At 27.5% G+C, this 25,104-nt stretch carries 25 protein-coding genes; 2 read left to right on the forward strand and 23 right to left on the reverse strand.

Going from position 1 to position 25,104, the window contains the following annotated elements:
• Positions 1-150: 150 nt before the first annotated feature.
• The 14 genes from miaB to cobM form a co-directional block, all read right to left on the reverse strand.
• Positions 151-1,479, reverse strand: a complete 1,329-nt coding sequence (gene miaB / locus AXF11_RS03670; RefSeq protein ID WP_082729375.1) for a tRNA (N6-isopentenyl adenosine(37)-C2)-methylthiotransferase MiaB — start codon at positions 1,477-1,479, stop codon at positions 151-153.
• Between the two features lie 748 nt (positions 1,480-2,227).
• Positions 2,228-2,806, reverse strand: coding sequence for a hypothetical protein (locus AXF11_RS03675; RefSeq protein WP_068155035.1), 579 nt, complete (start codon positions 2,804-2,806; stop codon positions 2,228-2,230).
• A gap of 4 nt (positions 2,807-2,810) precedes the next feature.
• Positions 2,811-3,485, reverse strand: coding sequence for a hypothetical protein (locus AXF11_RS03680; RefSeq protein WP_068155039.1), 675 nt, complete (start codon positions 3,483-3,485; stop codon positions 2,811-2,813).
• 231 nt (positions 3,486-3,716) lie between these two features.
• Positions 3,717-4,286 carry a bifunctional adenosylcobinamide kinase/adenosylcobinamide-phosphate guanylyltransferase gene (gene cobU, locus AXF11_RS03685; protein WP_068155041.1) on the reverse strand — a complete coding sequence of 190 codons (570 nt, stop codon included), beginning with the start codon at positions 4,284-4,286 and terminating at the stop codon, positions 3,717-3,719.
• A gap of 33 nt (positions 4,287-4,319) precedes the next feature.
• Positions 4,320-5,063, reverse strand: coding sequence for a precorrin-3B C(17)-methyltransferase (cobJ, locus tag AXF11_RS03690; RefSeq protein WP_068155043.1), 744 nt, complete (start codon positions 5,061-5,063; stop codon positions 4,320-4,322).
• Between the two features lie 49 nt (positions 5,064-5,112).
• Positions 5,113-6,486 carry a hypothetical protein gene (locus tag AXF11_RS03695; RefSeq protein ID WP_231724763.1) on the reverse strand — a complete coding sequence of 458 codons (1,374 nt, stop codon included), beginning with the start codon at positions 6,484-6,486 and terminating at the stop codon, positions 5,113-5,115.
• Positions 6,487-6,667: 181 nt separating this feature from the next.
• The gene (locus AXF11_RS03700) at positions 6,668-7,180 is read right to left on the reverse strand and encodes an HXXEE domain-containing protein (RefSeq protein ID WP_068155046.1); all 513 of its coding nucleotides are present in this window, start codon (positions 7,178-7,180) and stop codon (positions 6,668-6,670) included.
• Between the two features lie 2 nt (positions 7,181-7,182).
• A complete protein-coding gene (gene cbiG / locus AXF11_RS03705) occupies positions 7,183-8,196 on the reverse strand; it encodes a cobalt-precorrin 5A hydrolase (RefSeq protein WP_068155048.1) in 1,014 nt (337 codons plus the stop codon).
• Positions 8,197-8,240: 44 nt separating this feature from the next.
• Positions 8,241-9,221, reverse strand: a complete 981-nt coding sequence (locus tag AXF11_RS03710; protein ID WP_060918518.1) for a hypothetical protein — start codon at positions 9,219-9,221, stop codon at positions 8,241-8,243.
• 18 nt (positions 9,222-9,239) lie between these two features.
• A complete protein-coding gene (locus AXF11_RS03715) occupies positions 9,240-10,850 on the reverse strand; it encodes a DKNYY domain-containing protein (protein ID WP_068155049.1) in 1,611 nt (536 codons plus the stop codon).
• 24 nt (positions 10,851-10,874) lie between these two features.
• Positions 10,875-11,642, reverse strand: coding sequence for an NUDIX domain-containing protein (locus AXF11_RS03720; RefSeq protein WP_068155052.1), 768 nt, complete (start codon positions 11,640-11,642; stop codon positions 10,875-10,877).
• A 223-nt stretch (positions 11,643-11,865) separates the two neighbouring features.
• On the reverse strand, positions 11,866-12,459 hold the full coding sequence (locus AXF11_RS03725) for a flavin reductase (protein WP_068155054.1): 594 nt from the start codon (positions 12,457-12,459) through the stop codon (positions 11,866-11,868).
• A gap of 117 nt (positions 12,460-12,576) precedes the next feature.
• Positions 12,577-13,188, reverse strand: a complete 612-nt coding sequence (locus tag AXF11_RS03730; protein ID WP_068155056.1) for a hypothetical protein — start codon at positions 13,186-13,188, stop codon at positions 12,577-12,579.
• A 45-nt stretch (positions 13,189-13,233) separates the two neighbouring features.
• Positions 13,234-13,995, reverse strand: coding sequence for a precorrin-4 C(11)-methyltransferase (gene cobM, locus AXF11_RS03735; RefSeq protein WP_068155058.1), 762 nt, complete (start codon positions 13,993-13,995; stop codon positions 13,234-13,236).
• 271 nt (positions 13,996-14,266) lie between these two features.
• Between cobM and AXF11_RS03740 the strand changes: the two genes are divergently transcribed.
• Entirely contained in the window at positions 14,267-14,680 is a 414-nt protein-coding gene (locus AXF11_RS03740; RefSeq protein WP_060918511.1) for a pyridoxamine 5'-phosphate oxidase family protein, read from the forward strand.
• 20 nt (positions 14,681-14,700) lie between these two features.
• On the opposite strand, the gene AXF11_RS03745 is transcribed toward AXF11_RS03740, so the two are convergent.
• The 6 genes from AXF11_RS03745 to AXF11_RS03770 all read right to left on the reverse strand — a co-directional run bounded on the left by AXF11_RS03745 (position 14,701) and on the right by AXF11_RS03770 (position 18,427).
• On the reverse strand, positions 14,701-15,030 hold the full coding sequence (locus AXF11_RS03745) for a winged helix-turn-helix transcriptional regulator (RefSeq protein WP_068158220.1): 330 nt from the start codon (positions 15,028-15,030) through the stop codon (positions 14,701-14,703).
• A gap of 138 nt (positions 15,031-15,168) precedes the next feature.
• Complete coding sequence (locus AXF11_RS03750) at positions 15,169-15,561, reverse strand: DUF1016 N-terminal domain-containing protein (RefSeq protein WP_068155059.1); 393 nt, start codon at positions 15,559-15,561, stop codon at positions 15,169-15,171.
• A 61-nt stretch (positions 15,562-15,622) separates the two neighbouring features.
• Positions 15,623-16,309, reverse strand: coding sequence for a hypothetical protein (locus AXF11_RS03755; protein WP_068155062.1), 687 nt, complete (start codon positions 16,307-16,309; stop codon positions 15,623-15,625).
• A 43-nt stretch (positions 16,310-16,352) separates the two neighbouring features.
• Positions 16,353-17,243: a hypothetical protein gene (locus AXF11_RS03760; RefSeq protein ID WP_068155064.1), complete on the reverse strand. Its 891-nt coding sequence runs from the start codon at positions 17,241-17,243 to the stop codon at positions 16,353-16,355.
• Complete coding sequence (cobI, locus tag AXF11_RS03765; protein WP_068155065.1) at positions 17,216-17,941, reverse strand: precorrin-2 C(20)-methyltransferase; 726 nt, start codon at positions 17,939-17,941, stop codon at positions 17,216-17,218. Before cobI ends, AXF11_RS03760 begins: the two co-directional genes overlap by 28 nt.
• Positions 17,942-18,055: 114 nt before the next feature.
• The gene (locus AXF11_RS03770; RefSeq protein ID WP_068155067.1) at positions 18,056-18,427 is read right to left on the reverse strand and encodes a DUF488 domain-containing protein; all 372 of its coding nucleotides are present in this window, start codon (positions 18,425-18,427) and stop codon (positions 18,056-18,058) included.
• A gap of 573 nt (positions 18,428-19,000) precedes the next feature.
• On the opposite strand from AXF11_RS03770, the gene AXF11_RS03775 reads away from it, so the two are divergent.
• A complete protein-coding gene (locus AXF11_RS03775; protein WP_068155068.1) occupies positions 19,001-19,501 on the forward strand; it encodes a TlpA family protein disulfide reductase in 501 nt (166 codons plus the stop codon).
• A 214-nt stretch (positions 19,502-19,715) separates the two neighbouring features.
• Here AXF11_RS03775 and AXF11_RS03780 read toward each other — a convergent pair whose 3' ends face one another.
• The 3 genes from AXF11_RS03780 to AXF11_RS03790 all read right to left on the reverse strand — a co-directional run bounded on the left by AXF11_RS03780 (position 19,716) and on the right by AXF11_RS03790 (position 24,518).
• The gene (locus tag AXF11_RS03780) at positions 19,716-20,483 is read right to left on the reverse strand and encodes an META domain-containing protein (RefSeq protein ID WP_068155070.1); all 768 of its coding nucleotides are present in this window, start codon (positions 20,481-20,483) and stop codon (positions 19,716-19,718) included.
• A gap of 134 nt (positions 20,484-20,617) precedes the next feature.
• The gene (locus tag AXF11_RS03785; RefSeq protein ID WP_068155071.1) at positions 20,618-21,136 is read right to left on the reverse strand and encodes a hypothetical protein; all 519 of its coding nucleotides are present in this window, start codon (positions 21,134-21,136) and stop codon (positions 20,618-20,620) included.
• 301 nt (positions 21,137-21,437) lie between these two features.
• Positions 21,438-24,518 (reverse strand): autotransporter domain-containing protein, encoded by a 3,081-nt coding sequence (locus AXF11_RS03790; protein WP_068155073.1) that lies wholly within the window; start codon positions 24,516-24,518, stop codon positions 21,438-21,440.
• Between the last annotated feature and the right edge of the window lie 586 nt (positions 24,519-25,104).

Genomic DNA, 25,104 nt, shown 5'->3' on the forward strand with positions numbered 1-25,104 from the left:
CTTTTGGATTTTTTTCAATTTCAACATTTTTTTCAATTTTTTCAGTTTCACTTTTTTTAACCAAATTTTCTTCACTTAAAGTTACTTCAGTTTCACCAGTTTCTTGTGAAACAATTTTTCTAGGTCTTCCTCTTCTCTTTTTTTCTTCCATTATTTTTTCACCAACTCTCCATATAATGTCCAAGTTTTGGCATCATTAATTTTAATATTTACAAATCTTCCTTTTAAATTTTTACTGTCATCTTTAAATAAAACGACTTTATGAGTCGAAGTTCGTCCAGTTAACATCTCTGGATTTTTTTTACTCGGTCCTTCGACCAAAACTTTTATTGTCTTCCCTAAATATTTTTGACTTTCTTCTCTAGCTTTCATATTTTGAAGTTTAATAAGCTTTTGCAATCTTTCATTTTTAACTTTTTCATCCACTTGATTTTCCATTGTAGCCGCTGGAGTTCCAGTTCTTTTTGAATACATAAACATATACGCATTTTCAAATCCAACTTCGTTTACAACATCCATCGTATCTTGAAAATCTTCGTCAGTTTCTCCAGGAAATCCGACTATAATATCAGTTGTCAGACCAATATCAGGTATTTTTTCTTTAATTTTTTTTGCAAGTTTTATATATTCTTCTTTTGTATAACCACGGTTCATTGCATTTAAGATTTTTGTTGATCCTGATTGCAGTGGCAAATGTAACATTCTGGCTATTTTAGGATTTTTTGCTATTACTTCAATTACATCATCATTAAAATCTTTTGGATGTGGCGACACATACTTTATCCAGAAATCTCCTTCAACTGCAGCACTTCTTTTTAATAGTTCAGAAAAATTATCACTTTTATCAGCTAAATCACTTCCGTAGGAATTTACATTTTGTCCCAAAAACAATATTTCCTTGTACCCTTTTTTTGTATACTGCTCAACATCTCTTATAACTTCGTTAATTGGTACAGAGCGCTCCATTCCACGCACATATGGAACTATACAAAAAGTACAGTAATTATTGCATCCATAAGTTATTGAAATTGACGCAACTATATCATCTCCAAAATCAGCGTCAACTCTGGTAGGAAGTTCATCTTCATCATCAACCATAACTATATGAGTTTCTTCTCCTTTTTCAATTCTTTCAATAATATCTGGTATTCTTCCAATATTCTGATTTCCCAAAACCAAATCGACATAAGGTGTTCTTTTTATAAATTCGTCTCGCACTTCTTGTGCAAGACACCCTGTAACACCGATTATCATATTTCCAGATTTTTCTTCCTTAATTCTTTTCAAATCTCCCAATTTTCCATATACTTTGGTTGCAGCTCCCTCTCTTACTGTACAAGTATTAAGAAATACCAAATCTGAATTTTGAATATCCTGGGTCATTTCATAACCCATTTTTTTTAACATCTGTGTCATTTTTGCACTTTCATTTACGTTCATTTGACAGCCATATGTTATAACAGTTGCTCTTTTTTCCACTATTTCCTCCTTTTAAAATCACTTTCGGTACTAAAAAACAAAATGCCAAACGTTTTATTAATTTTCTTGAATTTATATTTTTTGTAATCTATATATTTTGATATGCTTTCCAATTTGAAAACTGTTTTTAATAAATATCAATCTAAATAGTTATAACATAATTAATTAAATTTTTCAAGTTAGTAATTAATTTAGGATGGTTTAAAAATTTTAGGGGCAGATTTTTTAATTTCAAATTTTTTAGGTTATTTTTGATTACAAGATGTTATTTTAATTTAGTATAGTTTTTTATTTTTTTACATAAGGGGAAAGGACCGCCATTTCCCCTTATAATCCCCACGCTCGTCTAAGCATTTTTTTGAAGCAAAGCCGAAACTCACTTCGTTCAGACAGTCGTCTTTACTCCAAAAAAATCACGACACTTTTTCTATGGTAGTAAAATTTAAACCGTCGGAGCATTTTTATGTGCTGACAAAACTGTCTGAGCACAATCAGTGCGAGTTTTTTGGCAGTGCATAAAAATGACGAAGACTAGCCGGGGTGCAGGGGTGCGGCGATGAGCACTTCTGCTTAAAAAGGAATAGAAAAAAATTGTTATTTTAGTAATTTTGTGGATTGAATGATAAACTTAAAATAGAAGCTTTTATTTATCCCTAAATATTTTAATCCGTCATTAATTTAGAATGAAGTAAAATATGAAGAAATTAAAATTAGAATGACAACTTTGTCATCCTGATTTAGCTTTAGTTTAAATTAGGTCACTCCATGATTTACTCTTTTTTAAAATTTTATTCAACACATAAATTGCACTTTCGTTATTCTTATCTAACTCTAAAATTTCTTTTGCTACTTTCTCTGCCTCTTCATCATCCATTAAATGTTCTGGAAGTCCATAAAAACTTAGTAAAGTTAATAGATTTTCAAGATTTTTTTCAATTCCTACTGCTTCTCTAGCATGAAAAATACCAACAGCATAAGCTCCTTCAACACAGCAAAATGTAAATGATAGCAAACTTGCTGACAAATTTAACCAAATTACATTTTCTGTTTTTTTATACATATATTGTGAAAATCCATAAAAAGTGAAACTTTCTGTAATATCAGCCATATTCCATATTATTTCATATATTTCTTGTTTATTAATATTCACTATTTTTTTATTTGCTTCTTCATAATTTACATTTAATATATCCACTCCAACTTCTTTCAATACATTTAACATATTTTCATCATATTTTTTCAACATATCTTTAGTAAATATACTTTTCATATTTTCTGTAAACATTTTTCTCATTTTTTTGTTATAAGTTTCTTTTATATTTTTCATTTTTTTATCCCTTTACTTTATAATGCATTGGTAAAAACACTAAATTACTCGGCAATAAAATTCTATCAACATTTTTAATTTTTAATTTTAAGTCATCTTTGTCAAAAAAATAGTTATTTTTTTTTATATAAAAAATTTCTTTATTCGCATTAAAAATTTTTATTTGGTCATTATTTAAATAATTGATTTTATAATTATACCTTTTTATTTTAACGAATAATAAAATAATTAAACATATTGATATTTTTATTTTATAGAAAAAATAAAATAATAATATTAAAAATATTATTACTATTTTATTTTCAATAAAACTTTTATATTCTAAAATTTTTTCATTTTTACTTTCAAAGAAAAATAATCTTTGTTTTAATTCTTTAAATATTTCTTCATAATTAATAACATTACTTATCACTATACTATTTTTATCGTCTTTAAATAATTCTTCTTGTCTATTAAATAAACTTGTATTATTGGTTGGAAAATTTATTATTATATCTGCTGAATTCAATAAGTTTTTTCTCAGAAAAATCATTTCTATTTTATTATATCTTATTTTTTTACTTTCTGTTCCAAAAAAAATTTCTAAATAATTTTCTGAAAATATTATTTTCTTTTCTTTTAATCCTATTAATAATTTAAGAAAAATTTGTAATATAACTATAAATATATAAAATATCATAACAAAAACAGCATTAATTAATAAAATATAATAATTTTTTTATCACTTTTTATAAAAAAAAATAAATATAGGACTCATAAAGTATACACAAATATATGCAATTAACAGCATTCTAAATTCACTATAATGATAGTCTATTTTTTTACTTTTGATTTCAAATTCCACATTTGACCTCTTCATTAAATTCATTTGTTTTCACACCTTCTTTAAATCTCTATTTAAAAATAACTTTTACTTTATTTTTATCGGAATTCCTGAAACTACAAAATACGCTTCATCAGCTTTTTCTGCAACAAACTGATTCATTTTTCCAGCAATTTCACGAAAATATCTGCCAAGCGGATAAGCGGGAACAAGGCCCATTCCCACTTCATTTGACACAATTACAACATTTTCAAAATTTTTAAAAATTTCACACAAATTTTGAACTTCTTTTTCCACATTTTCATCACATTTTTCCAATTGATTTTTTTCAGGTTTTTCCCAATCTATTTCTTCATTTTCAAAAATAATATTGCTTATCATATTCGTCAAACAATCTACAAGCATATTATTTTTTTTATTTTCATTCATTACTTCTTCCAAACTTTGCGAAAAATTTTTATAACTTTCAACTGTAATCCAATTATCTTTTCTTCTCGCTTTATGCAATTCAACTTTTTTTTGCATTTCTTCATCAAAAACAACCGAAGTTGCAAGATACACATTTTTTTGCTTTCCATCATTCAAAGATAAAAGTAAATCTTCCGCAAATTTACTTTTCCCACTTTTTGCTCCACCTGTCACGTAAATTATCGCCATTTTTCCCCTTCCTAAAAATTTTTAGCTTTTTATTTAATATTCATACTTTTTGCTATATCCTCTCGGAGTTATAATCTTCTCATTTTTCACATAAGTATTTGAATTTCCAATTATCACAATTGTGAGCATATCTATTTCATGTTTTGTCATCTCTTCTAAAGTCGTCACAACATATTCTTCATTTTCTCTTCTCGCATTTCTAACTATCGCAACTGGAGTCGTTTTTGGCTTATACTTTAGCATAATCTTTTGCGCTTCCTCAATTTGTGTAACTCTCCCTCGACTTTTCGGATTGTAAATACTTACAACAAAATCCCCTTGTGCCGCAAGTTCCAATCTTTTTTTTATAAGTTCCCAGTCAGTCAGTAAATTACTTAGGCTAATTGTCACATAATCGTGCATAACAGGAGCTCCCGTTATTGCAGCAGCTGCATTTGTAGCTGTAACTCCTGGTATTACTTCCACTTCTATTTTATCATCCGCAATTTCTAACATAATCCCAGCCATTCCATAAACCCCAGCATCTCCACTACTGATAAGAGCCACATTTTTCCCATCTTTTGCCATCTTCAAAACATCAGTACATCTATCAACTTCTTTCATCATCGAAGAACTCACTATTTCTTTATCAGGATAATATTCTTTTACCAAATCTGTATAAGTTTTATACCCAACAATAACATCACTTTTTCCTATCGCTTCATATGCTCTAAATGTCATATCTCCTTTTTTCCCAGGTCCAATTCCTACTACATAAATTTTTCCATTTTTGTTCATTTTTTTCTCCTAAATTACTATATTTTAATAAATTTTTATTTTATTATTTTTAATCTCTTCCACCATATTTCGCTTCAATATTTCTATAATCTTCTCCCAATATTTCATTTACAAATTTAAAAAAATCTAAATTTTCATTTTGAGCTGCAAAAACTGTTAATATTTTATCTTCATTTTTATCATCATACACATAAAATTTATTGTCTTTGCTGTCAGTTCCTTTTCTTAAAAATACTCCTTCTGAAATTTCTTCATCTTCTTCTCTTTTTCCAAAAATAAGAATTCTAACAATTTTTTCTTTTTCTTTCAGATCTTTTAATTTTATTCTTTTCTCAAAATCTTTATTTTTTCCTAAAAAAACAAGTTTACAATTTAATCCACTACATCCAAATGTCCAATCGAAAATCTTTTTCTCTTTGTCTATTCTTGTTTCGATATAGTCAAATTTTTTTTGATTAACAATTTGTTTTATTTGTTCATCATCTGAAAGTGATTCAAAATTTTTTCTCTTTTCTTCTAAATAACTATCGTTTTCAATAGTTTCACCCTTTTCCGAATTTTCCATAATCCTTTTAAACATTTCAGTGCCTTGAAGTTTTTTTGTCAATTTTTCAAGTTTTGTAATTTCTTTTTCTGACATTTCTCCAAAAAATCCTTTCAAAGCCATTGTCATCTGAATTGTCATAACAGTCATCATTTCCTTATTTTTATTATATTCCGCCACTTCTTTAGAAATCTTTTTATTTGCGATTTTATTTATAAAATCATTGACCATTCCTTCAGTATCACCTGTAAACGCTTTTAGGATACCACCAACCATAAAAAAAGTTAATTGATCAGAATAGGCTTCTTCATCAGAAATTCTGTATTTTTCTAGCAAATTTTTATTATCAAGTATTTTATCAATTTCATCCATTTTTTGCGTTATTTCATCTATTTTCTGTTTCATTAACTTAGAATTTCCATCTTCTTTTATATTTTCCGTTTCTTTTGATATATATTCAAAAAAATCTATTCCCTTCAAATAATACTGATTATCGCTAATCTTTTTAACTTTTTCAAAATACTCATTTTTTGTATCTTTATTTTTGGAACAATTCCAGAAGTCCTTTCCCAAAACGAAATTTTTTCTATCTTCAGGAATATCCATTTTCAAATATTCTGAAACATACTTTTTCTTCTGAGGATCATTTGGTATCCCAGTCACAAAATACGATTCTATCAATCTTTCCAAGGCAACATAATTTCTTTTATCTTTCTGATAAAGTTTTTCCCATTCATCCTTACTTTCAGTTGCCCTTTTCCTATCTCCATCTTCTTCTACAAATCCTTCTCCAAATTTCTTATCCAATTTTACAGTTTCATCAATTATTTCTTGTTTAACACCTGCTTTTGACAAATCTTGCTGGATTTTTTCCTTCATTGTTAAGGCGGCTAAATTTAGGTTTATTATAAAAAAAAGGACTATGATTAGAAATATTTTTTTCATGTTATTTTACTTGTATAATATAGTTACATTATACAAGCTCCTTTCTTTAAATTTTTTATATTGATTATATATTTTTTAAATCTATTTTTTATTTTAAATATTTTTATAATTTTTTTTATTTCCACAAATACTTATCAATTTTTTTACTAATTTTATGTAAAAATAGCAAATTTAAAATCATAAGAAATCCAATTATTATAACACATAAAATTAAAATAACTAAGTTAATTTCTTTATTTAAAATAACATTCCAGATTATTAAAATTCCTAAAGGGAAAATTATAAAAGAAGTCCGACTTCCTGGGGAAAACTTTCTATATCTAAGCGCATCATACATATGAGGTACTAAATGTGCAATATATACAATAAATAATGACAGTACTATTTCATACATACTAATCTCACTTGCTATAAAAAGTAATGTTGATAAAATTATAAATTCTTCGGCAATCATTAATGAAATTGTTTCTGTAGATGGATAATTCCCTTTTTTTTTCACAAATAATTCATTTTTCATATCTTTTACAACTTTGTTTTTTTCTATAAAATTTTTTATAAAAATTATTTCTTCAAATTCGTGTATCATAAACAACACTATTGCTATAAATGACAATTTATATATTTCCATTCTCACATTTCCTCCTCAAAAATTGAAATCGTAACTTCTCCCAGCTTCACTTTTTTCACCAAAAAACTTCCTTTTTTACTCGAAGCTAGATAGGCACAAGGCTCGGAAACTCCGTATACTCCGATTTGATTTTTTACAAATTCTGAACGCTCTTCAACTAAATTTTCTACTTCCAAAATTTTTTCTTTTCCAAAAAATTCTATTGGAATATTTAATTCAGTCATTGCTTCTAAAAGTCCAATTTCATCAGATTTTACCCAAGCGGATGCGGCTTTTTTTATCGAGTCCATTTCTAAATTTTGAGTTTCCATTACATAATTTATTTTTTCGATGATTTTTTCTTTCGGTGTATTTCTTTTGCAGCCGATTCCGAGAATAATATTTTTGGGAATAATTTTAGAAATTTCAATATTTTTTCTGTTTGAAACAATTATTGCTCCAGAACAATTTTTGTCGTTTTCTACGATATTTTTTGGCAAATGAATGCTCACATTTTCTCCGTTTACGATAAGCGAAGTAACTTTTTTGGCATCGTCCAGACTTTCCAACTTTGCTTTAATTTTTTGCGACAATGTGTCAACCGCAATTTTTCCACCAACATCAGAAGCTGTTGTAATTACTGGGATCGCTCCAATTCCATCCGCAATTTTTTTACATTCTTCATTTGCCCCTCCAAGATGTCCTGAAAGCAATGAAATCACAAAATTAGCGTGATCATCAATCGTTATAACTGCCGGATCAGTATCTTTACTCTTAAATTTTCCTTCAATAATTCTCACAACCGCTCCAGTCGCCGCAACGAAAATATGCAAATCATATTTATCAAATGTTTTTTCTAATAAAATTGGCACTCGCTCATTTATCACAAATAAATTTTCCACATTTTCACTTTCAAGATTGAGCATATTAGCCACTCTTTGTGACACATAAATATGCAAATTTTTATAAACATTATTTCGTATTTTTAGACAGGTTTCATATCCGTTTTTGCTTACACAGTAAATTGCTGTTCTCATTTTTATCTCTCCCAATCACTAAATTTTTAACTTTTTATTTGAACTTATTCTTCCAATTTTCTCATAACTTCATAAAGCTTACTGTTTTCTAATTTATTTAAAAACTCTTCGCTTTCTTTTTCATCAAATGATGCCACCATCCTCATTATTTTCAAGTACATATTTTCTAGAATAATATTATACTTTATTGAATCTTCTGTCATTTTCTCATTATTTGCAATATTTCTCAAATAATAATCAGTCGCCTTTTTTATAACTTCTATTTTTTCTTTACTTGAATCTTCCGAATATTTCTCTAGTATTTCATTAATTTTTGAAAAATTTAACGTTAAATTAAATCCGTAAACTAACTCGTCCACAATTTTAAATTCCCTTTTATTTTCTTCTGACTGAAAAAAATCTTTAACAACTATCATTTTTTTCATTTGCTTATCGGTAATTTCCTTTATTTCCTTCATTTTTTTCTCATTTTCCAATGAATGGTTAACCAATTCCTGAAAGTTCTTGTTCTTACCACGAATATCCATTTCCATAGTCGTAATTTCGATTAAATCATAAACAGCTGGTTTATTTTTATATTTTTCTTTAATTTTATTAAAATATACTTGAGCTTTTTCCTTTTGACCAATTTGATAATAATAGAGACCTGTTGTACTCCATTTTCCAAAGTCAGTAATTTCTCTATCTTGTAAATTTTCTTCACTTATTTTTTGTGCTTTTAAAATATTTTTATCTCCACCTTTTTTTAAATACAATGTTATTAAATATTGTCTGACTAAAACATTATTTTTATCTTTTTTCAGCAATACTTCTGCTTTGTTAATCAATTCATCAATTTCATCTTTCTGTGGAATAATTGATAATTCACCTCTTGAATCCAACAAGAATTTTGATGTTTCATCAATTATGCTTTGTTTTACTCCCCTTTTTGAAAGTGTTTCCTGAACATATTCCCTAAACGTATACGCATTTGCTCCTAAACTTGTTGCTAAAAAAATTGTAATTGCACAAATTAATTTTTTCATAAAATTTTCTCCTTTTTTCTATTTTTTTATAAATTTAATTTCTATTTTATCTTCATCAATTACGCTGCCATTCACAATATATTTTCTATTTTTATCTTCCAGTTCTCTTGCTGATTTCCACTTGAGTGTTTTAAAATCTACATTTTCAATTTTTTTAGACTCTACAAAATTAAATCCTGAAAAATAATCATAAAAAATTACGAACAAATTATTTTCATCTCGAACATATATAATTTTTTCCGTTATCGGCTCTTTCATAACTTGAAATTTTTCAGGTTTTATATCTTTTAATTCAAGACCAAACAAATAAACTTTATTTTTATCTTTTCCAAAATCATCTTTATTCTCTATATTTTCAAAATGCAACGCTTCAAATGATTTCACATCTACATTTTGAAGTTCTTGTATATCCGCATATTCTTTACTAAAATAAACTTTTTTATCGTCTTTTGTATAATAACGATTTAGCACTTTAAAATTTTTAGGATTTAATCCTTTTAACTCTTTTACCATTTCATCTTTTCCAGCCACAAAATTTATATAATATGCTTTATTTTTATCCTTTGCATACATAAAATAATCTTTTTCATAATCTTTTACTACTTGAAAAGTTTTTCCATCCACATTTAAAACTATTCCATCATTAGAATAAAATTGATTTTTATCTCTTACCAAATGTTCATTAACCCTTTGAAAAGTATAAGGATCCGAATTTTTTATTCTTTCATTTGAATGATACAAATAATTTTTGTCTCTCGCAAATCCTGCATAATCATCAATTACTTCAAAAGTTTTTGTGTCTGCTCCATCTATTTTTTCATTTCCTTCATAAACATTATTTTTATCTTTTGAAAAATTTGATTTCATTATTTTAAAACTTTTAAAATCAGCATTTTCCAGTTTATCTCCTTGAAAATAAATATTATTTTTGTCAAAAAAATAACTGGAATCATCATCAAAAAATTTTAATGTCTGTAAATCTATATCCTCTTTTTTTTCTCCATAAAGATACACATTTTTCCCATCTGTAAAAATATAATCTTTTAAAACTTTAAAGTTTTGGGGAGCTACTCCATCTATTTTTTTACCAATATAATAAACACTATTTTTATCTTTTGAATACCCTCCACCAATTAGTTGAAAAGTTTGTTTGTCAACATTTTTTAAAATTTTGGGAGACATTATCACATTATCTAAATCGACAGGAAGTCCTCCATTATATGAAAATAAAATATACACTCCGTTTTTATCTTTTAAATAAATTGAAAATTCATCTGTCATTATTTCAAGAGTTTTTACATCTATATTATCTACCTTATTCTCCCAAAAATAAAGATTATTTTTATCTTTACTCAATCCGTAACTAATTTTTGTCAATAATTTAAAACTTTTAGGATCTGCTTCATTAAGAACATTTTCTTCATAATAAACATTATTCTTATCTTTTGCATACTCACCATCTTCAAAAACTTCAAAAGTCTTTGCATCAGCTCCATCTATTTTTCTATTTATGTAATAAACTTCTCCATCTTCTATTCCATAATTTTCATTTAATTTTTTATTTTCTGAAAAAATCAAATTACTAATTAAAAATATCAAAACAAACATTTTAATAAAACTCTTTTTCATCTTTTTTCAACCTTTCCTAAAATTCTACACTTCCATCTCAAACACATTAATCACAGGCGTTTCATAAGGATGAATCTCCTTAATCAAATAATACGCTAACTCACAAAATTCTTTTTTCACTCTAAATTTCATAATTTTTTCATTGGCAACACTTACCTTTCCAACTTCCCCGTCAAAAGGATTCCCACCTTCCAAAGTTTTCCAATGTCCAATTCCATCAATTGTAGAATAAACATCTGTATAAAATCCTTCTGTCAAAAGGTTGTGTTTTTGTAAGTTTTCTACAATCTTTTCCACATAATTTTCTGGAACAAAAACTTCAAAACAGCTATATTTTTCTTTAAATTCTAGTTTTGAACTCAATAAATTGTCGTTTTCATAATTTAAAGTCAAATAAAAAAATGGCGTATTTTTAAACAATAATTCTAAAAATATTTTGTCGCCTTCCCACAATTTTAAATCAAAAATTTCTTTTTTACGAATCCATTTTAAGTTGCCTTCATCACATTCATGCTGATTTCCTGAAAAATCTGAACTTGTGCAAAGATACATAAATAGCGGCTCATCATCATTGTAATTAAAAATCACAAGTCCACGAAATTCATAACTATTCAATTCGTAGCCAGTTTCCTCTTGAACTTCTCTTTTTAAGCACTCTTCAGGTGTTTCCCCAGCTTCCAATTTCCCGCCAATTCCTAGCCATTTTCCTTTATTTATATCATTTTCCTTTTTAGTCCTGTGTAGCATCAGATATTTTTCATCTTTTTCTAAATAACATAATGTCGTGATCATTTTTATCTTCCTTTTTTTATTTTATTTATAAAATATTATACCATATAGTTACGTTGATTTAGAATAGTGTTAGAAAATTTTAATACAAAAAATATGACATAGCAAAAAAAGAGAACTTACTTTATTAGTTAGTCCTCTTTTTTATATTATTCTACGGAAGTGTTCGATTAAGTTTTTTGAAATTTTTATTTAGTTTTCTAATTATGTTGTTTTTTTTTACAAGTTAAATTTCCTGAAAGTTGAAATTTAATCCCAATCTATCACCTGTTGAAGTATATTCTCTAAATTTATAAATCAATGGTTTCCATTTTTGTGTATCAATATGTGTGTCATCTTTTAATATTTTCTCATCAACGAAAATTCCTTGTATTTCACAAGTTACAATAGCAAACCAGTCTTTTTTTACTATATCTTCTACTTTGGTTTCTATATGAATTGGACATTCTTTTATTCTCACAGAATCCACCATTTTTCCTCTTAATTCAGTAAATTTAGCAATCTTAAATTTATCTTCACAATATTCATATCCCATTTTCTGCTTTATTTCAGGTACCTCTATATCACCTGTAAATTTTTCGATTTTTTTTACATTTTCATATAAATTTTCATCAGGAATATTAAAAGTTACATCTGAGTCCATTTCAATATTTTTAAAACCTTTATTTCTCAATCCTATTCCTATGACTATTGTTTTTCCAAGTACAAAAGAAGAGGATAGCGGTGTTATATTACTTTTACCACTTTCCTTATCTTCTGTAGTCATCAATAATACTGGAAATCCATAATATAACCCATCTTTATCTAATTTTTTAAACATAAATATCACTCCTAATATCTGTAAACTTTTTTATAGATTTTAATTATACTGTAAAAATCTTTTTTTCATTTTTGAATATTCTAAATCTACACTTTTCTTTTTTTCAATTATTATTCATTATTTCAATTTATTCAACATTTTTTCCACTTCTTCTTCATCCTTAAATTTCCATTCATTCCCAACTTTATTTAATTGAACGGTTACTTTTTCTGTCGTATAATTTTTAGGATTTTTCATTCCTTCTTTTAACATTTCTTTCGATATTTCCATAACAACTTTTAAAGCTTCACTATCACTTAATTCTTTTCCATATTTTTTTAAACATTTATTTTCTATCTCTTTTTTATTCAAAATTTTATCCATATCTGGAGCAGTTACTTCATAAGTAACAAAAGCCTTTGTATTCGATATATATTTTATATTTTTTATATCAAATTTTAAACCATCAGACAATTCAGAAAAAAAACTAAAAAATCCATTCATTATTGATTCCTCTGCTTTTTTCTCCTCTTCATCTTTAATTTCCCTCATTTCATTCTGACCGATTGATGGCATGATTTCTTTTATAAATCTTTTTACATCCTCGTTTACTGTTCTTTCAATCTTCTTGTTCTCCACTTCAATCTGTTCCGCAGACAATGTAACATTTTTACCTTTTGTCACTTGATAACCTTGTCCAAAAATTTGCAACGAAAGTGCAAATAACATAATCACTAATAATTTTTTCATCTAAAATTCTCCTTCTTTTCTTACTTTATCAAAATTTTTATATTTTTATTCTTCAACCCCTCTTCTAAACTCATGTGAAAATGTCTTATCATAAAGTTTAGATTTAGAATATTTACCCCCCATAAAGTTTCCAACCAAAATTTGTGCAGTTTTCGTAATTTTCTCATCTTTCACTTTTTGAGCAATGTTTTCCAATGTTCCCATAACGATTTTCTGATCTTCCCAAGTTGCTCTTTGGACAATTGCAATTGGTGTTGTTTTATCATAATGTTTTAATAGTCTTTTTACAACTTCATCAATCATTTGTACAGACAAGAATATTGCCATTGAGCATTTGTGTGAAGCTAGGCTTTCAAGACTTTCTGTTTCTGGTACTGGAGTTCTTCCTTCCAATCTTGTACAAATTATTGTCTGACTCACATCAGGCAATGTGAATTCTTTTTTTATTGCAGCGGCAGCAGCTACAAATGAACTCACTCCTGGCACAACTTCATACTCGATTCCGTATTCATTCAAAATATCCATTTGTTCCCTTATTGCACCATAAATGCTCGGATCCCCAGTATGCACCCTTGCTACCAGTTTTCCTTTTTTCTGTGCCTTTATCGTAACTTCCATCACTTCATCCAAGTTCATTGAAGCAGAATTATAAATTTCAGCTCCATCCTTATGGCAATCAATAACCTCTTTTGGAACCAATGACCCCGCATAAATTATTACATCTGCTTCCTCTACGATTCTTTGCCCTTTTACTGTTATTAATTCAGGATCTCCAGGCCCTGCTCCTATGAAGTATACTTTTTTCATAAAATTACCTCTTTCTTTTTTTATTAATTTTCTAGTTTTATAGTGTTTCATTTATTTCAAAACTTACTGACATCTCTGTATTCAAATATATTTTTTCATTTTTTTAAAAAATGCTGCCTAGACTTTCCCATTTTAAAGATAAACTATTCTTTTTAAGTTACCATCTTGTTACCTTGTAATAAAATTGTGCCTTCTTTACAATTTTTCTATTTTAGATTATAATTAACATAGTTAGCTAACTCGAAATAAATTATATTTGGAGGAAATTAAAATGATTGATTACAATAAAATATTAAAAGAAAACTCTTACGGAATTTTAGCTACACTCGATGATAGTAAACCTAAAACAAGAATTTTACAATATCTGTTTTCTGAAAAAAACAAAGTATATCTTGCAACTACAAATAATAAAAACGTTTACAAACAGTTAAAAAAATGTCCTTATGTTTCTTTTCTCTCTCATTCAGAAGATTATTTATCATTTATATCTGTAAATGGAAATATTCATTTTACTGATGATATTGATCTTAAAACAAGAGTTTTAAATGAATATCCAGCAATAAAGGAACTTTTTAAAACTCCTAACAATCCTATTTTTGAACTTTTTTATATTGATGTAGAAGAAATCAGGACTTTTGATTTAAAAACTTATACCAATGAAAATTTTAAAATAGAAAAACCATAATTAATTCGATACAATTATAGTTATTCATATTTTGTTTTTTCTCTGTAATTTACACCCCATTTGTCCATACTTTCCAGTATTGGCTTTAAGCTGTAACCTGTTTCAGTAAGAGAATATTCAACTTTTGGAGGAACTTCAGGATAAATCTTTCTTATAAGAAGATTGTCCTCCTCCATTTCTCTTAAATTGTATGTCAAAACTTTATTGGAAATTCCGTTTATAGATTTTCTCAACTCTCCAAATCTTTTTGTTCCATCGAGTAAATCTCTTATTATAAGTATTTTCCATTTATTAGAAATTAAAGAAAGTGTTATTTCAACAGAACACTTCGGTAATTCTTTTCTATTCATAATTATCATTCTCTATTCCTTTTAATTTTATTTTCTTATCATACTCCCTCAAAACTTTTTCCACCTCATTTTCAAGCACTTCCTTATTAGGGATATACAATGTGTATTTTGAGGCAAAAATCTGATTAGAAAGCCCACCTAGTGCGTATCTCTTTCATAAAATGCCCTTTCTTTATCATCAGATATACTCAGAATCTCACAATAATGAGACCAGCTCAATTTTCCAGACACTGTCTGGAATTTTTGATATTTCAAATAAAATTTTCTCATATTAAATAAATTTGATTTTGAAAAGCCCTTTCCATATTCTTTTGTCAATTTTTTTGACAATTCTTTTAAAAGTTTTTTCCCGTATTCTGCTCTCTCACTATTTCCCTGCTCATCTTCTATAATAATTTTCCCAATTTTCCAATAAGTCTGCACAAGAATATTATTAATCTTTACAGATACTTGTTTTCTTGCATTTTCCATCAATTCTTTGATTTGCAAATAAACCATGTTACTTTCAATTCCTTTTTCAATTTTATTCATTTTTCTCCCCCTATTTATATTAAATTCTAAAAATAATTTATAACTTATCAAACATATTTAACTAATAACTAATTTTTTGTTCAACATTCGGATTTTGAACGGCTTTCTTATATAGTTCCTTTAATTCTTCAAAATGATTTCCATTTTTTTCTCTATACTCTTTTTCCTTTTCTGTCAATTCCCTATTATACGGATTATCCCCCAAACTGCTGTGAAGTGCAACTCCAAATTGTGTTATAATATCGAATTTCATAATTTCCTGCGACAAACTTTTGTCTGTATAAAATTTATACCCATCATAATTTGAACCTCTTCCCGCATCATAGTAAATATCGTTATTGTATTTTACTTTTACAATATTTTTTATTTCTTTTTTTGTTTTTCTTTCATAAATAACTGCTTTGTTGTTTTCCACCAATTCAGCGATATAATTACGGACATAATCCAATTTTTTATCTTTATCCGAAATATTATTTTTTATATTCTTTTCTTTTTTATCTCTATTTTTATTGTATAATTCCAATAAATCACTTTTTCTCACTAAAATATCATAATTTTCAGTTTTATACGTTACTATATTCTTTTTATCACTTGATAATACATAACTCAAATTTATTTCCTTTTCAAAAGTTTGACTTAATTCTATATATCTTTTTTTCTTCGTATCATAAGTTCCTTTTACAATTGTTTCTGCTAGTCCTTGAATTGCTACTACTCCAAGTAACAAAATAAATAATATTTTTTTCATAATAATTCCTTCTTTCTATTAGTTCTTAAATTTTAACTACTTCTTATTGAATATCCCCATCAGTCTGGTTTTCAACACAATTTCTCCTTTTATTTTTATTATTTATTTTCAAAGTTCCCAAATAAAATCCCATATTAACAACCATCGCATACACAAAATACCTTGACTCTAACGTCTTTATAATCCCGATTTTTTCAATACTAATCTGAGTTTCTTTAAAATACATCAAAACTTTATATGGAAAAGTATAAATTATTGCATAATAGTCTTCTTTATACCAATTAAAACCCATAAAAATAAATATTCCCGTAATCACTAAACAGCCTATTATTGTAAGTATTCTTACAAGCTCAATTTCTTCATCATTAAAAAATTTTTTTATAAAAAATCCAAAACAAATATTAATCATAACAAATGGGATTAAAATACTAAATTGCATTCTATCTTCATAACTTTCCATTGGAATTGTAAATATTTGAACTCCAAAACAAATTACAAAACTAGGAATCAAAAAATACATTGTAACAAACCATAATATAATTTTAGAAACTTTAGACAAATAACTTCTACTCTTTATTTTACTTCTAAATATTCCTAAAATGAATAATCCGTTGAAAAAACATAATTTTATAACTCCAATAATATCTATTCTAAATAACAATACTACTGATAAAATTATAAAAAATATTGGCAATTTCAAAATTTTATCATTTTCATATTCCGATTTTTTCCCCATGAAATAAAACATTACGCCAAAAATTATTCCCGTTATTATTGAAAACATTCCTCCAAAAAATAATCGAAATGGCAAATCAAAACCATAATCCCAGTCATATTTTCCTGCCCAAAAATAAAATACAAAAAATAAAATTTGAAGAATTATAAACTTTGCTATTTTTATTTTCCTTAAAGTGTTTTTAGAAATCTCTTCCACTCCTTAACTCCTCCCTTCTTCAATATCATCGTCGAAAAATAAGGAACCTCCTCTACACTCTCAATATCCCAATAAAAAACTTCATTCTCTTTTCCGCAATCTGAAACGATTACAGCATTTTCTTTATTCCCAGTTTCAATTATCGCTTTTTTTATTTTCTCAAAATCTCGGCTGATTTTCATTAACACTAAATTTTGATTATTTTCAATTTCTTTATAAACATCAGTCTTTCTATTGACAGAAACTACTTTTAAATCTTCATCTCCAATCATTAGCGGTATATTAAGCCTTGCCGCAATACTGTTAAATGAAGTTATTCCCGCAATAGTTTCAATTTCCACATCATCTGAAATATGTTCCAAGACGTAAGTGTAAGTGCTATAAGTCATCGGATCTCCTATCGTTAAAAATGCTACCTTTTTCCCTTTTTCCAATTCAGCACTTATTACATCCGCATTATTTTTTCTAAAAACTTTTCTCGCTTCCACATCTTTTATCATCGGAAACTCCAAAAATAGCTGCTCCACATCAGGCTTTACATACTCTTTTACAATATTAAAAGCTGTACTTCCTTCTCCACTTTTCGCCTCAGGCAGTACAATTACATCTACCTCATGTAACCTTTTTGTCGCTTTAACAGTTATATTTTCAGGATCTCCCACTCCGACACCAATACCATAAAATCTACCTTTTTTCATATTTCACTCCTTTCTCTTCTCACTTCCCCTAAAAAATTCACTCATTTTTTCAAATTCTAACTTCTTACCTTTAGATAATTTTTATTGATTATGCAAAAATCTTTTTAATTTCAACTATTTTCTCAACTTTTCTTCAATAAATTCCTTCAACACAGGAATATGACTCAATTCTGGAGTTTTACTTGCATAAACCATTGTCACATTTCCCTTTTTTAACTCTTCCAATATTATATCCTCAAATTCCTTAAAATCTGAATTTCCTTCCAATTCTTTTCTGTAATTTTCAGAAAAATTTTCAAAGTCAATAATCCCTTTATGATAATTTTGTCTCAATTCTTTCGATGGCGTAATAATTTTTGCCCAATAATCAATTTTTGCATTTTCCTTTTTTAGCCCTCGAGGCCACAATTTATCGACTAATATTCTAAAACCATCTGTTTTTTCAATTTTTTCATACGCTCTTTTCCATTTAATTTCAAATTTCATAACTGTTCTCCTTTTTTATATTTTTTTAACTATTTATAAAATCTTCGAATATATTATATCATATTTATTATACAAATTCTTAATATAATTCGACATTTAAAAAAATTAATTATTTAAGAAAAAGTCTATTTTAATGAAGAATTTGTTTTTTATTTTTGTAATTGTAATTGAAAATTTTTATCAAATAATATAAAATACTTATAGTTATAAAAAAGAAAGGAAAAAAACAAAACTTTCTTAATTCTATTCTATATACTTGGTTACATCGGTTTTTACTTAACATTATTTGTAAATGGAATTTATTTAGAAAAGAAAAATCGTTTAAACAAAAAAGAATATTTAAAGATTTCAACAATACTAATAATTTCATTTACATTAATGCTTATTTTTAAAGAAAATTTCTTTATTGTTGAATTATTATTGTTGTTGTTTTCTTTATCAATTTTGTGGATTGTTTATAAAAAATATAGCGAAATTAAGATTTAAAAAGTTAAATATGATTGAAAATATATACTTAATATGATAAACTTTATAAAATATTTTAAATAAAAAAATAAGAAAGAAGGAATAAAAATGAAAAAATTACTAATTGTTGTTTCATTATTTATGACAAGTATTTTGGGATTTTCAAATGTAAAATCTCTTGATGTCGATGTAACAGAAGGTGCAAAATTACCTAATTTTGAATTAAGAGATTTTCAGGGAAAATATACAAAAAGTAAAAAACTATTTGGAGATGGAAAACCTACACTTTTTATTTTTGCTGCTGAATGGTGTCCTTATTGTCAGCGTGAACTATCTGCTGTGCAAAAATTTTATGAAGAAAATAAAGATAATATAAATGTTGTAGTTGTATTCACAAGAAGAAAAACTAATTTATCAGCAACTAAAAAATATGTGGAAGAAAATAAGTTTACTTTCCCAGTATATTATGACGCCACAGACTCACTTATGAAAGCCTTCAAAGTGAAAACTGTCCCATACAATTTAATTATTCAGGATTCCAAAATTCAAAAAGATTTGGGTGAATCAAAAACTTATGAAGAGTTGAAAGAAGCATTTTATTTGAATTAATAAAAAATAGTCATTATAAAACATCTGAATTTTTATTTGGATGTTTTTTTTAATGTTTTTTCTGATAAATACGGCAATAAAAAAGAACAATCATATTAAATTTAATTTTTTTTGAAATTAAAAAGAGGCAGCAATTCTATAGAACCTCTTTTTTTATTAATAGACTTTTTTTATCAAATATTGTACGCGACATCCTTTTACAAAAAGAAATCACTTATTTGATCTTTTCAAATTTCAACGTTTTTCCATCACTAGTAGTCAAAGTCAAAATATTTTTAACTAATTTTATAGTTTTAGAATTTTGTAACAATTTTAAATACTCAAATTCAATTTTCATTAAATTTTCTGGTCCAGCTATTTTTGTAGAACCAACTGGTCCAATTTTAATGCTGTCATTCTTGATTTCACAATTTCCAAAATAGTTGTTTATTCCAGAATTTCCATTAATCTTGTTTTCAGCAAAAGAAATTGTTATTTCTCCTTCTTTTTCTGGAAAGGAAGTTTGTCCCATTTCGACAAGTTTCCATTTTGTATTTTTCAATTTTTTACTCAAGTCTAATTTTTTAAACGTCCAAACTTCTCCATTTTTATTTCTCAAGCTCAAAGTTGTGTTATTATAATTTATTCTTGGAGAATTTTGCAAAATATCAAAAAAGTTTAGCTCAATTTTCATTAATTCTTCTGGTCCAGCCATCAAGGTTGTCGCTGTTTCAGCAGTTAAAATTGAATTATTTTTTATTTTATATCCTCCAAAATAACTATTCACACCTGAAAATCCACTAATTTTACCGTCTGAAAAATTAAGCGTAATATTTACCCCTTCTGGAATTGGCAATTTTTGACCTTTTTTACTAATTTGTGATAATTCCCAAGAAGTTTTATTCAAATTGTAAACAGTTCTCTTTTTTACTTTTGCACTTAATCCAATACAACTAAACAAAAAAACTGTTAAAATTCCAAATAAATAAAATGTTTTCTTCATTTTAATTCCTCTTTTCTTTTTTTAATTTTTTTATTTTATTAAATTTATAATTTTCTTCCTCCAACTTCTACTGAATAGAATAAAATTTTAGAGATTATTTTTAATTTATTTTGGGTTGCAATCAGTATAAATTCTTATTTTGCTTGTTCAAATAAAGTAAAAAATATACTTCCCAATAACCCTACATTTAATAAATTAGTCATCATTAACGCTGAATATGTATATTTATTTAATCTATTGTTATCTTCTATAAAATTTGAAGCTATCCAAATCGGTATTTGAATAACCAAGATTCCATAAAATTTCATACCTCCAAAGAAAATAACACCTAATAAATCAATAGTAATTAGAACAAACGCACTATAAGAAAAAAGCTTATTATTCTTCTTTTTCATTAGCATGAACAATAAAACAACTACAATACAAACTATTGAATGTAATCCCTGATTTTGAGAAAAAAAGTCTTTACCTAAAAGTTTTATACACAAAAATAAATATATTATTCCGAAAACTAAATCACCCCATAAAAATTTTTTAAGTTTTTTTTCTTTAAAAATTGGCAAAAGAATTTTTGCAAAACAAAAAATAAATCTACTGCCACTATAAATTAATACTAAATCAATAAGTATAAGCATTATTATTGACTTTTCCAACTATCTCACACTCCTAAATAAATTTTTTCATATAAAAAATATTTTCCTTTTGACTCTCAATAAATTTTTTTATAATTTTACTCAATTTATTACTCTACCCTATTTATTTAGTTATTCCTAAAATAATTTACTTAATATCAAGTATCTTATCACTACGCACCTTGATTGTCAATAAATTTTTTTATTAAAAACTTAATTAAAATTCAAAAATTCAATTTTTTTCTTCCAAAAAAAATATACATCCCATAACATCAAATTCTTTTTGAGTACTAAAGGATGTATTTTTTAGAATTTAACTCAATTAGAAATTAATTCTAACTCCTGTCGTGTAAACATTGTTACTTCCTTTACCTTTTCCGCTGTCCATAGAGCCATCATAGTTTACATACCATCCAAAACTTTTATTTACTTCAGTTAGTGCACCTGCTCCTACCCAAGTTTTATTTTTTGAAAGTCCAATACCTTTTACTTTGAATTTTGCTCCTGGAAGTCCAGTATATCTTGCATCAAAGCTCAAATCCTCATCTTTAAAAGCTTTTTGGTGTGTTACATATCCCTGGAAAGTTGTTTTGCTTCCACTATTCCAATTTACAGATTTTCCGACTCTAAATCCTACTAATGCTGCGGTTTGATTATAAGTTTTTTTCTCCGCTGTAAGTCCAAATTGGCTGTCTTTTTCAGAAAATGAACCTCTTTGAACCGTGTCGTGAGTCAACCCAACAAATGGTGTTACGACAAAATCTCCATTTTTATTTTTTATATCATATCCTGTTTCCAAGTACCCTGAATAGACTTTGTCATTGTGATTAATCTTTGCTTGAGAATAATCATTACTACCTAAAATGATGTCCCTTTCAACATCGCTGTCAACAAATCCTGCTCCCAAACGACCTTGCAAATATAATGGATTATTTTTATTGCCTAATCTTCCGTACAATGAAAAACCAAAATTATTTGCATTGGATTTTCCTCCGTATCTGTCAAACTTAACATCGGCTTTTGAATAAGACAACGCTGTCCCTAAAATTAAATTTTCACCAAATTGTTTGTCAATTCCAACTTGTCCACCAAATACTTTTGTGTCTCCTGTTCCATATCCGTCTTGTTTTAGTTTACCATTTGCACCGAAACCTGATACCCAAAGTCCAAATTTATCCCCGACATTGTCAAGTGTTCCAAGCATTACAAGTCTATTTGACAAATCTTTATTTACAGTTTGTGAATGCCCGAAAGTCAACGCTTGAGCTGATGCGTAAATTTGTCCTGATAAACTGTCTAAAATTGCTGCTCTTGCTATAGAAGAAAGCGATTGTAATTTTGCAGCTTTTTTCTCAAACTGCGAAACATTTTCCGCCGTTCCATTCTCAATTTTTTCATCTAATTTTTGAAAAGCTGTTTCAATATTTTGCGCCGTATTTTCTTGCATCTCGTCAGTTCCTGCTATTTTTTTCACATAATCTAACACATTTTTTCTACTCAATTTCACACTTAATTTATTTCCTTTTACTTCAGTCGCACCATTAACCAATTCAGGTGTTTCCACTTTCCCAAAATTACCTTCAATCCCTTTTTCTGCTTCAATCACAGTCATTGACAACGGTTTTGCTGTAATATATCTTCCATTACTTAAAGTTTGTAATGTTGCACTCTCTCCATTTAAATTCACTATTCCATTAACTATAAGTTTAGAACCTATTTCTGCTTTTGTTACAGAACCAGCTGTTGCTATGTAATTTCCTGTTATAACAGCTCCTGAACCTCTATTTTCAAAAGTTCCTCCATTATTGTAAACACTTTTTGGAACACCATCCTTTTCATTTATTATAGCTGTCGGATACGTTACTAGTGTCCCTTGTGAATTTATCGTTATATCAGAAGTATTATTTCCATATATTTCTAATTTTCCTTCATCTATGGTAGTATTTCCAGCATAACTATTATTCCCTGTTAAAATCAATGTTCCATTTCCAGATTTTCTTAATCCGCCATCACCTTTAATATCATTTTCAAAAATAGAAGTCATTGAATTTCCGATATTTGCGTTAAATTGTCCTTTTAACCCAGCAAGTGATGCATTTTTACCTACAAGTAAGATATTATCAAATTGAGCAGGTCCTTTTAATGCTTTTTCTTCATTCAAATATCCCCATCCATATCTTGAACTTACATCACCATTGCCGATTAATAATGTATTTATTTTAGTTGCTGTTGTTAAAATCGTCTGCTGAATTTCGTGTCCTGTCATCCAAGGAAATCTTTCTTTAATTTTTGCGGCCGTCGCTGTAACTCTTGGAGCTGCATTTGATGAACCTGGTGAAGAACAACCTGGCAATTCACAACGTCCATTTGCAGAAATAGTCCAATATGCTGCACTTTCTCCTGCCCACGCAAAATGTTTTGAAAAATCTTTTGCACTCCCATCAGCCTGTTCTTCTAAACCTACCACCGCTATCCAACCTTTTTGTAATGAAGGAATTGCTATTGGTAACCCCGACTGAACAGACACTGCTGTAAGCTCAGTTTTATCTGCTTTATAATTTCCAGCTGCCCAGACAAATAATGAACCTTCGTTAACAGCTTTTTTATAGAAATTTATTAACTCATCTACCTTTTGATCCATTTTATCTTGAGTCCAATTTCCAACAGTTTTAATAGATTCCCATAAATCCTTTCTATAAGTCGTAGAAGAAAATTCTTGAGGTATTCCAAGAGATTGATTGTATATTCTTACACCTTTAGCTTGTAATTCTTTGTATCTATCCACATTTATAATTAATCCAGCACTTTGTGTTCCCAAAGATACTCCATGTATTGTTGCTCCTTTAGCTCCATTACCACTTTCGCCACCAAGTATCGTAGCTACTCTCAATCCGTGATCATTTTTACTTGGACTATGATCTGTAGCAACTGCATAATTTGAATTCAATCTTCCTTTAAATTCATCTTCTTTTACTTTCTCAAAAGTTTGTCCTCTTTTGTAATATTTCATTGTTTCATTATTAGTTATAAAATCCTCATCCAAAACTGCAACTTGTACGCCTTTTCCTGTCATTACACCTTGATTTGCAGGTTTTTCAAAATTATTTGGGATGGGTACTTGACTTTGTTGTCCAGAATTAGAACTGTTGTTTGTTGTAGAATTTCCAGCACTTTGTCCAGAGCTAGAATTATTATTTGATTCAGAATTTCCAATATTTTGACTTGGATTAAAATTACTTTTGCCACCAATATTTCCAGGGATTTGAGATGGATTTTCCGATGGCCTGCTTGGATTTGATATGGGGGTTGCTTGAGATGTCTGCGAACTTCCGCCTCCACCTCCGCCTCCGCCACAGCTAGATAACACGGTAATCAAACTGATTAATAGTAGTGTTTTTTTCATTTTTTTCGCTACTTAATTTTAATTTATCATATTGTACTGACAATAAATTTTCATATATTTGTCAAATTACTCTAAAAAGTAGCGCCTCCTTTCTTTTTTTAAATTTAAATATTTATATTTTTATAATTATTACAATTTATTCATTCATTTAATTATACCATAAAATAAGAAAAAAACAATTAATATCTTAAAAATTGATGGTTTAAAAATTTTAGGGGCAGATTTTTTAATTTCAAATTTTTTAACTTATTTTTGATTACAAGATGTTATTTTAATTTAGTATAGTTTTTTATTTTTTTACATAAGGGGAAAGGACCGCCATTTCCCCTTATAATCCCCACGCTCGTCTAAGCATTTTTTTGAAGCAAAGCCGAAACTCGCACTAAACGTGCTCAAACAGTCGTCTTTACTCCAAAAAAATCACGACACTTTTTCTATGGTAGTAAAATTTAAACCGTCGGAGCATTTTTATGTGCTGACAAAACTGTTTGAGCACGATTAGTGCGAGTTTTTTGGCAGTGCATAAAAATGTCGAAGACTAGCCGGGGTGCAGGGGTGCGGCGATGAGCACTTCTGCTTAAAAAAT

The sequence above is a fragment of the Leptotrichia sp. oral taxon 847 genome (assembly GCF_001553645.1).
Taxonomy (GTDB): domain Bacteria; phylum Fusobacteriota; class Fusobacteriia; order Fusobacteriales; family Leptotrichiaceae; genus Leptotrichia.